The following is a 13050-nucleotide window of genomic DNA, read 5'->3' as shown; positions in this document are numbered from 1 at the left end:
GCGCCCGCGCGACGATGGTATCTTGTCGAGGCAAGTCCAGGGGAACCTCTTTAAGGAGAACACACGATGGCAGCGAAAAAGATCCTGTTGTTGACCGGCGATTTTGCGGAAGATTACGAAACCATGGTGCCGTTCCAGGCACTGCTGGCGGTGGGCCACACGGTGCACGCCGTCTGCCCCGGCAAGAAGAAGGGCGACAAGGTCAAGACCGCGATCCACGATTTCGAAGGCGACCAGACCTACACGGAAAAGCCCGGCCACCAGTTCGCGCTGAACGCCGATTTTTCCGAAGCGAGCGCCGACGACTACGACGCCCTCGTCATCGCGGGCGGCCGCGCACCGGAATACCTGCGCCTCGATCCGCAAGTGATCGCGCTGGTGCGGGGCTTTGCCCACGCCGACAAGCCCATCGCCGCGGTCTGCCACGGCGCCCAACTGCTGGCGGCAGCCGACGTCATCCGCGGCAAGCGCGTATCGGCCTATCCCGCGTGCGCGCCGGAGGTCAAGCTGGCCGGCGGAGAATACGCCGACATCCCGGTCGACCAGGCGGTCACCGACGGCAACCTCGTCACCGCCCCTGCCTGGCCCGCGCATCCGCAATGGATCGCGCAATTCCTCAAGCGGCTCGGGACCGAAATAACGCTGTAGTTCGCGCTGTAACGTCAGGCGGCTTCGGCGGACGCGATCATGTCGCCCGGAAGATGGGCGCATACACGGTCGCGGCCGCCCTGCTTGGCGCGATACAGCGCCTCGTCGGCATGTTTGATGACGACGCCGACCTCGTCGCGCTCGTGATGCTGCGCCACGCCGAACGACGCCGTGACGCGCAGGCCGGCCGGCCACGCCTGCTGGTGCAGCGCGCGGCGCAGGTTTTCCGCGAGGGTCCGTCCCTGGTGCACGTTGGTCATCGGACAGACGATGAGGAATTCCTCGCCGCCCCAGCGCACGAAGCGGTCCGACGAACGGATGCCGGACGCGATGACGTTGGCGAACTTGCGCAGCACATCGTCGCCCACGTCATGGCCATGCGTGTCATTGATCGATTTGAAGTGGTCGATGTCGATGAAGACCACGGCCATCGGATCGGCCAGCAGGCTCGACGTACTCATCAGCACCGCACGCAGGCCTTGCCGGTTCAGCGCGCCTGTCAGCGGATCGATGTGCGCCTGCCCGGCCAGGTCGCGCGCCTCGAGCTCCAGCGCCTTGTTGACCTCTTTGAGCAATGTGATGGCCGTCTCCCGGTCCTTCAATTCCGTACGCAACGACAGCGTGACGGCCACCAGCCAGCCGACGGCGCACAGGATCCAGGCGCTCACCAGTCCCATCAACAATGTATTCAAGGCGATCGCCTTGCCGTGCAATTGCAGCCGGCGCAACGTGAACACGTGCTCGCCGTCCTTGCCGTCGCCCCTGATCAGCAACTCGACGCGCGCGACATTGTCGACATTGACGGCCGCGTGCTCCATCGACGGCTTGACCATGTCCTTCCACCACGGTGCCACAGCGAACCATTTGAGCGGAATCAGCAACTTGCCGTCGGCCGGCAAATCGAGCTTATCGACCTGGTGGACCTTGAAGGTTTCCCACTGGTCGAGCCGCGTCAATCCTTCCTCGACCTGGGCCAGGGCCAGACTGAAGCCTGGGTTCCCGGTGCCGGCATAGTGTCCGTCGATGGTCATGTAATCGAACGTTGACATGTCCATACCCACATTCCCCTTGAGAAGATTGAACGTGAGTTTGCAATACGGCCATCCGTACTTCGGGACGATATGGCAATGAACGACCAGGTCGCGCCCTTTCTTTTCGATCGACCCGACCGAGGCGCCGCCTTCGCTGCTGCTGCTGCGATCATCCTCGATCCAGACCGGGAAATGATCGCTGGTCAGCTCGACCACCGTCTCCATGCCAACGCGCTGCCAGGTGAGCAGAACTATCGTCAGCAGCAGCAGTCCACCGAACACGTAACGGGCATATCCGACGATACGGGCTAACGGCTGAAGCGAAGCGATAGACGCGGACATGATTGTTATACGCGAGTGACGTCAGGCCGCCTTGGCATTCGCGATCATGTCCGCCGGGATGTGCGCGCATACGCGGTCGCGGCCGTCCTGCTTGGCGCGATACAGCGCCTCGTCGGCATGTTTGATGACCACGCCGACCTCGTCCCGCTCGTGATGCTGCGCCACGCCGAACGATGCCGTGACGCGCAAGCCCGCCGGCCACGCCTGCTGGTGCAGCGCATGGCGCAGGTTTTCCGCGAGAATCCGTCCCTGGTACACATTGGTCATCGGACACACGATAAGGAATTCCTCGCCGCCCCAGCGTACGAGGCGGTCCGACGACCGGATGCCGGACGAGATGACGTTGGCGAACTTGCGCAGGACATCGTCGCCCACATCATGGCCATGCGTGTCATTGATGGATTTGAAGTGGTCGATGTCGATGAAAACGACTGCCATCGGATCGGTCAGCAGGCTCGACGTGCTCATCAGCGCCGCACGCAGGCCTTGCCGGTTCAGCACGCCCGTGAGCGGATCGATGTGTGCCTGTCCGGCCAGGTCGCGCGCTTCGAGTTCCAGCGCCTTGTTGACCGTCCTGAGCAGCGCGACAGCCGCCCGGCTGTCCGCAAGTTGCGTGCGCAGCGACAGCGTGAGAATCGCCAGCCAGCCGACCGCGCACGACACCCATGCGGCCACGATCCACATCAGCAGCGTGTCGCGGCTGATCATCTTGCCGTGCAGGCGCAGGGCGTGCAGGGTGAATACGTGCTCGCCTTCCTTGCCACCGCCATTGATCATCAATTCCGCGCGCGCGACGTTGTCGACATTGACTGCGGAATGCGCCAGCGTCGGCTTTGTCATGTCCTTCCACCACTGCGCCACGCCAAACCACTTGATCGGTATCACGAAGACTTTGCCATCGGGCGGCAGGTCGAGCGCATCGATCTGGTTGATCTTGTAGGTTTGCCACTGGTCGAGGCGGGTCAGCCCTTCTTCGATATCCGCAAGCACCAGGCCGAATTTCGACGACCCCGGCCCAGCATATCGCCCCTCGATGGTCAAGAAGTCGAAACGGGACATGTCCATGCCCATCTCCTCCTTGAGGAAATTGAAACTCAACTTACAGTACGGCCACGGGCTCTTCGACGAGATATGGCAGTGCACGATGAGATCCTGCCCTTTGCGCTCGAGCGAGGCCACAGAAGCGCCACCGCCTGACCGGTCATCCTCTACCCACAGCGGAAAGTGATCGCCGGTCAACTCGACAACCTTTTCCATGCCATAGCGCTGCCATACGAGCAGGACGACCGTGACGACCAGCAAGCCCGCGAAGACATAGCGGGCATAGCCGAGGAGCCGGACAAGGGGCTGCAGCGAGGTTTCAGTGGAGGACACCGACATGGTGAGTTTTTTAGAGATTCTTGCGATACAGCAAGATACCTCACCGTTTAGGTGCATGCAATAAAACTGAAAAGCAGTGTTGCCATTCGGTATCAATTGGTGCGGATGGCGAACAAATTGTGTGACGCCGTGTCGACGACCGGCAATGACGAGCCCCACACCGAGGGGGCTATTTCGGGGCGGTACCTGCCGAGATAATGGCGGCCTTCTCTCAAGGAGTGCCCATGTCTTCGCTCAAACCGCTCGCAGTGGCCGTGTCCGGCCTGTTCGCCCTGACGCCCGCGCTGGCCGCGGACCTCGTCCAGAAAGTCAAGCCGCCCGTCAGCCAGGCCTATGTCGACCTCGCGACCTTCTCGGGCGGGATGCCGGCGATGCCGGGCGGCGGCGCGGCCGGCATGCTGGGTAGCCTGTTCAACAAGGGCAACGGAGGGGGCAATACCTTTGGCCAGACGCAGGGCCAGAGCCAGGGCCGCTGGATGGACGTCGTCCTGCTGACGCGGAATAACACCAATCTGAAAACGGCGACCCAGAGCGTACCGGCCGGCTCCCGGCTGGCGCCGACGCTGAACCTGCTCGCGCCGGAACCGCAACCGCACCAGGCGCCCGAGCGCAATATTCCGGATGACGAGCCGGCCAAGTTCGAGATGCCGAAGGGGAAGATGTATCTGTACTGGGGATGCGGCACGGAAGTCCGTAAAGGCCAGCCTCTCGTCATCGATTTCGCCAGGATGGACGTCACGCAGTACAACAAGTTCTTCCAGAATCGCGGCGCCACGGCGCGCGTCCCGACGCCCGTCCCCGGCCGCCCGGCATGGCCGAACAAGACCGATGCGCGCCTGCTGCCGGAAGGCGCGTCGATGGCGGGCGAGCATGCGTTTGCCGGGGACGGCATCGTGGACGGTTTCAAGTTCAACATCGACGCCGCGCACGACCTGATGCCGGCAGTGGAAGCGACCCGCAGCGACGATGGCAAGGGTGTACTGTTCAAGTGGAAAGCGATGCCGCAGGCGACGGCCTGGTTCGTCCAGGCGATGGGCATGCGCGACACGGGCCATGGCGGCGACAACGACATGGAACTGGTCTACTGGACGTCGAGCGAACTGCCCGACATGGGCATGGGACTCGTCAATTACCAGCCCGACAGCGCGATCGAAAAATGGCGCAAGGAGAAGGTGCTGCTGCCGGCCAGCGCCACCGAGTGCGCTGCGCCGAAAGAAGCCGTCGGCGCAACGGCCATGAGCCGCGTGATCGCCTACGGCGACGAACTGAACATGGCCTGGCCGCCGCGCCCGAAGGATCCGAAAATCACCTGGGAGCCGCAATGGGACGTCAAGGTGCGCCGCAAGTCGGTGGCGTCCCTGATGCCGGGAATGGATTCGATGGCGACGAGCGCGGCCATGTCCGGTCACGGCGATGACGTTTCAAGCGGACCGCCGGCGCAACCCGCCCCCGCCCAGGCCAGGACGCCCACGGCGACGGACGTGATCACGCAAGGCGCGGTGGGCCTGCTGCGCGGGGTGTTCAAGAAATAGCGCGCTCAAAGTCCACGCGTTGAAACTCCATGATCCAGTTCGTTTCCCACGTCGCGCCGCCATCCTTCGAGAACGCCTGCTGCCAGCGGGCGCTGGATGGCGCGATATCCGTCCAGAGGAAGCGCACGCGGATCGGTTGGCCGTTCAAGGTGTCGTCGGCAAAGAAGGTGCCGGTGCCGCTCTTGAACGCGCCCACGACCGGCGTGCCGAGGTCATGAGGATGACGGCTGTCGAGCCACCAGATCGACCATAGCGTCGTCGCCGGATCGTAGGCGCGGATCGAGGCCGCGCGATAGGTACCCGACGGCAGCTCCAGCACGTTGTCGTCGACATTCGCCTGGCCGTCTAGCAGCGGTCGCAGGGAACATGTCCCGGGGAACTCTTCCCATTCGGTGCAGCCGGCGAGGCGTTCCTTGAGACGCCGATGGCGGACCGTCCAGTGACCGACGAGGAAATCGAAATCGTTCATGGTGGCCTCCTTATGCATGGATGGCCGAGCGGGTGGTCGGCGTCAGTTTCATGGAATGGTGCGGCTTGTTTAGCCACTGCGACAAGGCCTGCGCGACGTCGCGTTGCCAGCGCCCTCCTTCAAGCAGCTCCTTGAACACGGCCACGACAACGAGCACGTTTTCCCCTTCACGCACGGGCAGGCTCGGGAAATTGTTCGGGCTCGATTCGGTGACATACCAGCCCTGCGCCAGCGCACCTTCGCTTTGAAGAACCGACGTCACACGCTCGTGACAGAAGTCGAGCAGTGCCGGGCTCGCGGCATCGCTCAGGCTGAACACAGCGATGTCGACCATGCCGCCAGCAAGCCCTGCCCTGCGCGCGGGATCATGTACGAGACCGGCACCGTGCCACGCCGGCCGCAGCAGCAGGACGTCGTCGGAATCGATCATGGTCGCGTTCGCCGCGTCGCGATGCGCAGCCCAGACGGGACCGCCATAAAAGCCCTGCAAGCCGCGCGCACGCGACGCCATGTCGGCAAAGCCGCGCAGCCAGACGAAGCGATCAGGATCGTCCAGGTCGCGGAACTGGCCCATCACGCTCATGCCTTCCGCTTCCTGCGACTCGACGAATTCGCGGTCGAACAAATCGACCAGTGCATCGCGTTTATTCGGGTGCAGCGTGTACTGGCGCAGTTCGACGATCTGGGGATGTTTCGGTGGCATCGCGGTCTCCTCATTGATTTCGATGCCGGCAGTATCGACTAGAATATCTGCCACCTCATGTCATATATTCCCGCCGATCATGCGCGCCAGCCGTCTGCTTTCCATCCAAATGATGCTCGAGACGCGCGGCCCCATGAGCGCCGCCGCGCTGGCCGAAGCGCTGGAGATTTCCGTGCGCACCCTGCACCGCGACATCGACCAGCTCACCGCCGCCGGCGTGCCGATCTACGCGGAACGCGGCCGCACGGGCGGCTTCCGCCTGCTCGATGGCTGGAACACGCGACTCACCGGACTGACGCCGGCCGAAGCGCAGGTCGTGTTCCTCAGCGGCCTGGCCGGCCCGGCAGCCGACCTCGGCCTCGACAAGCCGCTGCAGGGTGCGCAACTCAAGCTGCTGACGTCGATGCCGGAATCGTCACGGTCGGAAGCGCAGAAGATGCAGTCCCGCTTTCACCTCGATCCGGTCGACTGGTATCGCGAGGCGGATGCGGTGCCGTATCTGGCGATCGTCGCTGAAGCGGTCTGGACGGACAGGCAGCTGAGCATGTGCTACGAGAGCTGGCGTGACGAGGTCGAGCGGGTCGTGCATCCGCTGGGGCTCGTGCTGAAGGCGGGCGCGTGGTATCTCGTTGCTGCAGCGGATGGCAAGCCGCGCACGTATCGGCTCTCGAACGTGAAACGCGCGGCAATCCTGGAACAGAAAGCGCGGCGGCCGAAGCGGTTCGACCTGGCGCGGTACTGGGCGGAGTCCGTCGCGCGCTTCGAGTCGGAGCTTTATACGGATTATGCGGACGTGCTGGCGACGCGGGTTGGGCTCAAGGATTTGCGTTACCTGAATGCCGCGGTCGCGCGCGCGGTTGCGGAGGCGCGGCCTTCCCGCCGACGGGATGGACGGGTCGCGGTGCGTATTCCGGTCGAGTCGGTCGAGCATGGCGCCGGCCAGTTGCTGCGGCTGGCGCCGGAGGTGCAGGTGACGGGGCCGGCCAGGCTCAGGGAGGCGATCGTTTCCAGGCTGCGACGGGTTTCGGCGCTCTATGGTTGCTGACGAGGCGGCAAAATTCTGCGTCGTTTGGACGTTTTCGTAATTGCAACACGAAATGCGTGCGCACAGAATTTACTTTTCAGCAATTCTGTCACCGACCATCGTCGAACGAGGCCGCCCGATGTTTTCAGACGCAGTCACCAGACCACGCCAGGCGCGCCGCGAATTCGCGCCCACCCACCCGGCCGACGGCCCCCTGTTTCTCATCTATATCACGCTGATCTGGGTCGGCATGCTGCTCGGTTTCGGTCGCGAAATCGCCCGGCACATCGCGAACAACGACCCACCCTACCCCATGATCCTGCACGTGCATTCCACCGTGTTCGTCACATGGCTGGTGGCGTTCACCGCGCAGATCCTGCTCATCCGCATAGGGAAACCGGCCCTGCATCGGCGCCTCGGTATCGCGATGGCATTCGGCGTGGGCGTCCTCGCCGTCGTCGGCCCGCTGACGGCCTACACGATACAAAACCTGAATTTCGGCACGCCGCGCAGCGACCCCGCGTTCTTCAGCGTTCAACTGGGCGATGTGATCGGCTTCGTCGGCCTGAGCGTGGCCGCCCTCGTGCTCCGCAAACGGGTAGCGGCGCACAAGCGCCTGATGATGCTGGCGATCCTGCAGCTGAGCACGGCCGGCTTCGCGCGCTGGCTGGGCGGTGCGATTGGCTACGCCTACCCGTTCGGCTACTGGGGCCAGAGTTTCTGGGCGACGTTCCTGGTCCTGCACTTCACCAACGACATGCTTGCGCTCGGCATCGGCGTCCATGATCTGCTGACGCGCGGGCGGCTGCATCCTGCCTGGGTGGCAGGCATCGTCTGGAGTTTCGGGTGGCAGGTTACCCACGTCAGCTTGTATCTGTGGCCGGCCTGGTTACCGGTGGCGAAGAGGCTGCTGGGGCATTGAGATCGGCGACGCATCGTCCGTTTCAGAACGTGTAACCCAACCGGATCGAGAAACGGGGGCCAGTGTGACAGGGCGCGAAGATCCATACCCTTGAGCTCAGCCGTACCGATCCGTCCACAGAGCAAGACTCACCGTGCCGCTGCATCGTTTCCCAGCCTGTCCACCAGCTTCCCGAGCATCTCCATCGGCAGCGGAAACACGATCGTCGAACTCTTGTCGCCGGCGATCGACGACAAGGTCTGCAGGTAGCGCAGTTTCATCGCGCCGCCCTGCTGCGCCAGCACCTGCGCCGCCTGCATCAGCTTTTCAGAGGCCTGCAGTTCGCCCTCGGCGTGGATCACCTTGGCGCGCCGTTCGCGCTCCGCTTCGGCCTGGCGGGCGATCGCGCGCACCATCGATTCGTCCAGGTCCACATGCTTGATTTCTACGTTGGCGACCTTGATGCCCCAGTTGTCGGTTTGCGCGTCCAGCACCTGCTGGATGTCGATGTTCAGGCGCTCGCGCTCGGCCAGCATCTCGTCCAGCTCGTGCTTGCCCAGCACCGAGCGCAGCGTCGTCTGCGCCAGTTGGCTGGTGGCCTCGAAGAAGTTGGCGACCTGGATGATCGCGCGCTGCGGGTCGATCACGCGAAAGTACAGCACCGCCGATACCTTAACCGAAACGTTGTCGCGCGAGATCACGTCCTGCTTGGGCACGTCGTGCACGATGGTGCGCAGATCGACCCGCACCATCTGCTGCAGCACCGGGATCAGGAGGATCAGCCCCGGTCCCTTCACCGCCCAGAAGCGCCCGAGCTGGAACACGACGCCGCGCTCGTACTCGCGCAGGATGCGTACCGACGAGGCGAGCAGCGCCACCACCACGACCGCGATCAGACCGAATCCGAAACTGAACTGGAATAGCATTTGAGCCTCCTTGTGTTCAATTGTCGAGCGGTGCTACTTCGAGAACCGCTCCGCGGCGCGCCACCACGCGCACCTTCTGCGCGCGCGCGAGCGGCGTGGCGCTGACCACGCGCCAGGTCTCGCCGCCTACGTTGGCCCAGCCCTCATGCGGCGCATCGCCCAGCATCTCGGCCACGCTGCCGATCAGGGTCTCAGGACCGCTTACCGCGTGCCGCCGCCGCGTGCGCAGAGCAATGCTGGCGGTTCCCGCGAGCAGCAGCGCCGCCACCACGCCGACGCTCACGACCAAAAACGGCGGAATTCCCAGGCCCGGCGACTCGGTATCGATCAGCATCAGCGCACCGATCACGAACGCGATCACGCCGCCGATGCCGACCGCGCCAAAGGTCGGCAGGAAGGCTTCGGCGATCATGAAGGCGATGCCGAGGCAAATCAGCGCCAGCCCGGAGTAATTGATGGGCAGTAGCTGCAACCCATACAGCGCCAGAAGCAGGCAGATCGTGCCGACAACTCCCGGCGCCACCGCGCCCGGGTTCATGAATTCGAAGATCAGTCCGTAGATCCCGATCGTCATCAGGATCAGCGCGATGCTGGGGTTGGTGATCGCCGCCAGCAGCCGCGTGCGCCAGTCGGGCTGGGCGTCCTCGACGGCCGCACCGGCAGTGCGCAGGGTGCGCTCCTGCCCGAGCACGTTAATGACCCTGCCGTCCACCTGCGCCAGCAGGTGAGGAAGGTCCGGCGCCACGTAGTCGACCACGTGGGCCTTCAGCGCATCGCCGGCCGGCAGGCTGACCGCCTCGCGCACGGCGCGCTCGGCCCAATCGGCGTTGCGTCCGCGCATGTTGGCGAGGCCGCGGATGAAGGCGGCCGCGTCGTTGACCTGCTTGTGTTCCATCGTCGAAGGAGTCGCATTCTTGTCGCGCGGCGGCTCCTGTCCGCCGACGCCGACCTGGATCGGGCTGGCCGCGCCGATGTTGGTGCCGGGCGCCATCGCCGCGATGTGGCAGGCGTACAGGATGTAGGTGCCGGCGCTGGCCGCGCGAGCACCGCTGGGTGCCACATAGCACGCCACTGGAACCGGCGATGTGAGGATCGCGCGAATGATGGAGCGCATTGACGTGTCGAGCCCGCCGGGGGTATCGAGCTGCAGTACCACCAGTTGGCTGCCCTCTTTCGCCGCGCGGTTGATGCCGCGCGACACGTAGTCGGCATAGGCTGGTCCGATCGCGCCATCGACCGTCAGCAACACGACCGGGCCGCGCGCGGTTTGCGCGTGCACAGGCACACCGCCGACCAGCAAGGCCATCAGCGCGATGGCCGACCATGCAGCGGCCAGTATCTGGAAGAACGGCGGGAATGACGGCAGCCTTGCAGCCGTCTGTCGGAACATGCTTGCCCCCAGGCGGGACGACGGGTCCCAGTATCATTTAGATGCGCTGGACGTCCCGGCGGTTCCTGCACACATGTACAGAATTGAGCAGAACAGTGACTGACACAGCCTGGGTACACCTAAGGTACACAGAAAAAAGTGAAGAGAAAAAGAAAAAGGACTTGCGCCTTAACCGTGCAAGTCCTTGATTTTATTGGTAGGCCTCCCCGGAGTCGAACCGGGCACCAACGGATTATGAGTCCGCTGCTCTAACCAGGCATGAGCTAGAGGCCCGAAACTGGTACATCCGAAGACGCTAAAAACTCGCCACTTACGGTCGCCGAGCGGCCGAAGTGGCGAGAGGATATTGTTTTAGCGTAGGTCCGTCAAGCCTCAGCCGCTGTTGTTCTCGAGGAAGCTCTTCAGCTTGTCGGAACGCGACGGGTGGCGCAGCTTGCGTAGCGCCTTGGCTTCGATCTGGCGGATACGCTCGCGAGTGACGTCGAATTGCTTGCCGACCTCTTCCAACGTGTGGTCGGTCGACATTTCGATGCCGAAGCGCATGCGCAGCACCTTCGCTTCGCGCGGCGTCAGCGAGTCGAGCACGTCCTTCACCACACCGCGCATCGAGGCATGCAGCGCGGCGTCCGAAGGCGCCAGCGTGTTGTTGTCCTCGATAAAGTCGCCCAGATGCGAATCGTCGTCGTCGCCGATCGGCGTTTCCATCGAGATCGGCTCTTTCGCGATCTTCATGATCTTCCGGATCTTATCTTCCGGCATTTCCATCTTGATCGCGAGCGTCGCCGGATCCGGCTCAGCGCCCGTCTCCTGCAGGATCTGGCGCGAGATCCGGTTCATCTTGTTGATCGTTTCGATCATGTGGACCGGAATACGGATCGTGCGCGCCTGGTCCGCGATCGAGCGGGTAATGGCTTGGCGGATCCACCACGTTGCATACGTCGAGAATTTGTAGCCGCGACGGTATTCGAACTTGTCCACCGCCTTCATCAGGCCGATATTGCCTTCTTGGATCAGGTCGAGGAATTGCAGGCCGCGGTTCGTGTATTTCTTCGCGATCGAGATGACGAGACGCAGGTTGGCTTCCGTCATTTCGCGCTTCGCCTTGCGCGCCTTCATTTCACCGGCCGCCATCTGGCGGTTGATGTTGCGCAGGTCCGGCAGCGGCAGGACGACGCGGGCTTGCAGGTCGATCAGGCGTTGCTGCAGTTCTTTGATCGTCGGGATATTGCGGCCGAGGATGGCGCTGTAGGCGTGGCCGGCGTTCACTTCGCCGTCGACCCACTCGAGGTTCGTCTCGTTGCCCGGGAAGACCTTGATGAAGTGGGCGCGCGGCATGCCGCAGCGGTTCACGGCCACGTCCAGGATCTGCTTCTCGATGTGGCGCACTTCGTCGACCTGGCCGCGCAGGGTGTCGCACAGCTTTTCGACGACCTTGGCCGTGAAGCGGATGCCGAGCAGTTCGTTCGAGATCGCTTCCTGGGCCTTGACGTAGCCGTCCGAGTTATAGCCCTGCTTCTCGTACGCCTTGCGCATCTTGTCGAACTGCTGTTCGATTTCGCGGAATTTGTCGAGGGCCGAGTTCTTCAGCTGCTCGAGCTGTTCGGCGGAATAACCGGCCGCGCCGGAACTCGCGCCCGCCTCTTCTTCCTCTTCCTCTTCTTCCTCTTCCTCGTCTTCGTCCTCATCGTCGTCGGACTCGGTCGCTGCCGGCGCGACGGCGGTCGGCGACGTGGCTTCGTCTTCGTCCGGGTCGACCATGCCGTCGACGATTTCGTCGATCTTGATCTCGTCCTGCTCGATGCGGCGGGCGGCGTCGATGATCTCGGCGATCGTCACCGGGCAGGCGGAGATCGCCTGGATCATGTCGCGCAGGCCGTCTTCGATGCGCTTGGCGATCTCGATCTCGCCTTCGCGGGTCAGCAGTTCAACCGAACCCATCTCGCGCATGTACATGCGGACGGGATCGGTGGTGCGGCCGAAATCGGAGTCGACGGTCGACAGCGCCGCTTCGGCGGCAGCTTCGGCTTCGTCGTCGCTCGTGACGGTGGCGACGTTATCGGACAGCAGCAGCGTTTCGGCATCGGGCGCGTGCTCGTAGACGGCGATGCCCATGTCGTTGAACGTGCCGATGATGCCTTCGATCGCTTCCGGATCGACGATGTTGTCCGGCAGATGGTCGTTGATCTCGGAATACGTGAGGAAGCCGCGCTCCTTGCCCGACTTGATCAGGGCCTTGAGCTTCTGGCGGCGGATTTCCAGTTCCTCTTCGCTCGCTTCCGTATCCGACGAGAATGCATCTTTCAGCAGCGCTTTTTCCTTGGCCTTGCGGTCCTTGGCCTTGGCCTTGTCGACCGCTTTCAGTTCGGCGCGCTCGACCGCGTTCAGGGCGGCAACTTCATCGTTTTCGGGCGTGAATTCCTTGGGCTTGCGACCACGCCGGCCCGGGACCTTGACGGCCGGCAGCACGTAGCCCGACGTGTCGATCGCGGCGAGGGCCTCCGCGTCGGTCGTCTGGTTGACTGGGGCGACACCCGCAACGCGAGCTTCCGCCTTGTCTTGCGAATTGTCCGCCTTGGCGGACATCCTGGTGGATTTGGTAGCCACTTTGGTTTCGGGTTTCTTGGTTGGCACAGGCGCTTTCGAAGTCACAACGACCACTTTACGATGGTTAATGATAAAGTTTTGTTACCTTACATCACGCTGC

Annotated in this window: 12 protein-coding genes and 1 tRNA gene; 5 read left to right on the top strand and 8 right to left on the bottom strand. The window is 63.4% G+C overall.

The features are described 5' to 3' along the window. Positions 1 to 66 precede the first annotated feature (66 nt). The gene (locus P0M04_RS13395) at positions 67 to 648 is read left to right on the top strand and encodes a DJ-1/PfpI family protein (protein ID WP_259449752.1); all 582 of its coding nucleotides are present in this window, start codon (positions 67 to 69) and stop codon (positions 646 to 648) included. 14 nt (positions 649 to 662) lie between these two features. Here P0M04_RS13395 and P0M04_RS13390 read toward each other — a convergent pair whose 3' ends face one another. Beyond that, on the bottom strand, positions 663 to 1697 hold the full coding sequence (locus P0M04_RS13390) for a GGDEF domain-containing protein (RefSeq protein ID WP_259449751.1): 1035 nt from the start codon (positions 1695 to 1697) through the stop codon (positions 663 to 665). Between the two features lie 78 nt (positions 1698 to 1775). Here P0M04_RS13390 and P0M04_RS13385 point away from each other — a divergent pair, with 78 nt between their 5' ends. Beyond that, a complete protein-coding gene (locus tag P0M04_RS13385; RefSeq protein ID WP_259449750.1) occupies positions 1776 to 1991 on the top strand; it encodes a hypothetical protein in 216 nt (71 codons plus the stop codon). A gap of 51 nt (positions 1992 to 2042) precedes the next feature. Here the strand turns inward: P0M04_RS13385 and P0M04_RS13380 are convergent, their stop codons facing one another. Continuing rightward, on the bottom strand, positions 2043 to 3401 hold the full coding sequence (locus tag P0M04_RS13380; RefSeq protein WP_259449749.1) for a GGDEF domain-containing protein: 1359 nt from the start codon (positions 3399 to 3401) through the stop codon (positions 2043 to 2045). A gap of 224 nt (positions 3402 to 3625) precedes the next feature. Between P0M04_RS13380 and P0M04_RS13375 the strand changes: the two genes are divergently transcribed. After that, complete coding sequence (locus P0M04_RS13375; protein ID WP_259449748.1) at positions 3626 to 4933, top strand: hypothetical protein; 1308 nt, start codon at positions 3626 to 3628, stop codon at positions 4931 to 4933. Here the strand turns inward: P0M04_RS13375 and P0M04_RS13370 are convergent. Together P0M04_RS13370 and P0M04_RS13365 are read right to left on the bottom strand one after the other, a co-directional pair. Continuing rightward, the gene (locus P0M04_RS13370) at positions 4923 to 5402 is read right to left on the bottom strand and encodes a DUF1579 domain-containing protein (RefSeq protein ID WP_259449747.1); all 480 of its coding nucleotides are present in this window, start codon (positions 5400 to 5402) and stop codon (positions 4923 to 4925) included. The two genes, P0M04_RS13375 and P0M04_RS13370, sit on opposite strands and share 11 nt — an antisense overlap. A 10-nt stretch (positions 5403 to 5412) precedes the next feature. Further along, on the bottom strand, positions 5413 to 6105 hold the full coding sequence (locus tag P0M04_RS13365) for an NIPSNAP family protein (protein ID WP_259449746.1): 693 nt from the start codon (positions 6103 to 6105) through the stop codon (positions 5413 to 5415). A gap of 79 nt (positions 6106 to 6184) precedes the next feature. On the opposite strand from P0M04_RS13365, the gene P0M04_RS13360 reads away from it, so the two are divergent. Next, a complete protein-coding gene (locus P0M04_RS13360) occupies positions 6185 to 7150 on the top strand; it encodes a helix-turn-helix transcriptional regulator (protein ID WP_259449745.1) in 966 nt (321 codons plus the stop codon). A gap of 118 nt (positions 7151 to 7268) precedes the next feature. Next, a complete protein-coding gene (locus P0M04_RS13355; protein ID WP_259449744.1) occupies positions 7269 to 8051 on the top strand; it encodes a hypothetical protein in 783 nt (260 codons plus the stop codon). A 128-nt stretch (positions 8052 to 8179) separates the two neighbouring features. Here P0M04_RS13355 and P0M04_RS13350 read toward each other — a convergent pair whose 3' ends face one another. The 4 genes from P0M04_RS13350 to rpoD all read right to left on the bottom strand — a co-directional run bounded on the left by P0M04_RS13350 (position 8180) and on the right by rpoD (position 12929). After that, a complete protein-coding gene (locus P0M04_RS13350; RefSeq protein ID WP_259449743.1) occupies positions 8180 to 8956 on the bottom strand; it encodes a slipin family protein in 777 nt (258 codons plus the stop codon). Between the two features lie 16 nt (positions 8957 to 8972). Next, a complete protein-coding gene (locus tag P0M04_RS13345; protein ID WP_307727171.1) occupies positions 8973 to 10346 on the bottom strand; it encodes an NfeD family protein in 1374 nt (457 codons plus the stop codon). Positions 10347 to 10540: 194 nt separating this feature from the next. Then, positions 10541 to 10619 (bottom strand) — tRNA-Ile (locus tag P0M04_RS13340). A 99-nt stretch (positions 10620 to 10718) separates the two neighbouring features. Next, on the bottom strand, positions 10719 to 12929 hold the full coding sequence (rpoD, locus tag P0M04_RS13335; protein ID WP_259450083.1) for an RNA polymerase sigma factor RpoD: 2211 nt from the start codon (positions 12927 to 12929) through the stop codon (positions 10719 to 10721). Positions 12930 to 13050: the final 121 nt, after the last annotated feature.

Origin of the sequence: Telluria mixta (assembly GCF_029223865.1) — a bacterium.
Taxonomy (GTDB): Bacteria; Pseudomonadota; Gammaproteobacteria; order Burkholderiales; family Burkholderiaceae_D; genus Telluria; species Telluria mixta.
Note: the sequence above shows the minus strand (reverse complement) of the source record. Positions and strands in the feature narration are given on the sequence as shown.

What these genes read in the sequence shown, in the direction of transcription:
- P0M04_RS13395 (WP_259449752.1), top strand. Translation starts at nt 67, where the DNA reads ATGGCAGCGAAAAAGATCCTGTTGTTGACCGGCGATTTTGCGGAAGAT.
- P0M04_RS13390 (WP_259449751.1), bottom strand. Translation starts at nt 1,697, where the DNA reads ATGTCAACGTTCGATTACATGACCATCGACGGACACTATGCCGGCACC.
- P0M04_RS13385 (WP_259449750.1), top strand. Translation starts at nt 1,776, where the DNA reads ATGAACGACCAGGTCGCGCCCTTTCTTTTCGATCGACCCGACCGAGGC.
- P0M04_RS13380 (WP_259449749.1), bottom strand. Translation starts at nt 3,401, where the DNA reads ATGTCGGTGTCCTCCACTGAAACCTCGCTGCAGCCCCTTGTCCGGCTC.
- P0M04_RS13375 (WP_259449748.1), top strand. Translation starts at nt 3,626, where the DNA reads ATGTCTTCGCTCAAACCGCTCGCAGTGGCCGTGTCCGGCCTGTTCGCC.
- P0M04_RS13370 (WP_259449747.1), bottom strand. Translation starts at nt 5,402, where the DNA reads ATGAACGATTTCGATTTCCTCGTCGGTCACTGGACGGTCCGCCATCGG.
- P0M04_RS13365 (WP_259449746.1), bottom strand. Translation starts at nt 6,105, where the DNA reads ATGCCACCGAAACATCCCCAGATCGTCGAACTGCGCCAGTACACGCTG.
- P0M04_RS13360 (WP_259449745.1), top strand. Translation starts at nt 6,185, where the DNA reads ATGCGCGCCAGCCGTCTGCTTTCCATCCAAATGATGCTCGAGACGCGC.
- P0M04_RS13355 (WP_259449744.1), top strand. Translation starts at nt 7,269, where the DNA reads ATGTTTTCAGACGCAGTCACCAGACCACGCCAGGCGCGCCGCGAATTC.
- P0M04_RS13350 (WP_259449743.1), bottom strand. Translation starts at nt 8,956, where the DNA reads ATGCTATTCCAGTTCAGTTTCGGATTCGGTCTGATCGCGGTCGTGGTG.
- P0M04_RS13345 (WP_307727171.1), bottom strand. Translation starts at nt 10,346, where the DNA reads ATGTTCCGACAGACGGCTGCAAGGCTGCCGTCATTCCCGCCGTTCTTC.
- rpoD (WP_259450083.1), bottom strand. Translation starts at nt 12,929, where the DNA reads ATGTCCGCCAAGGCGGACAATTCGCAAGACAAGGCGGAAGCTCGCGTT.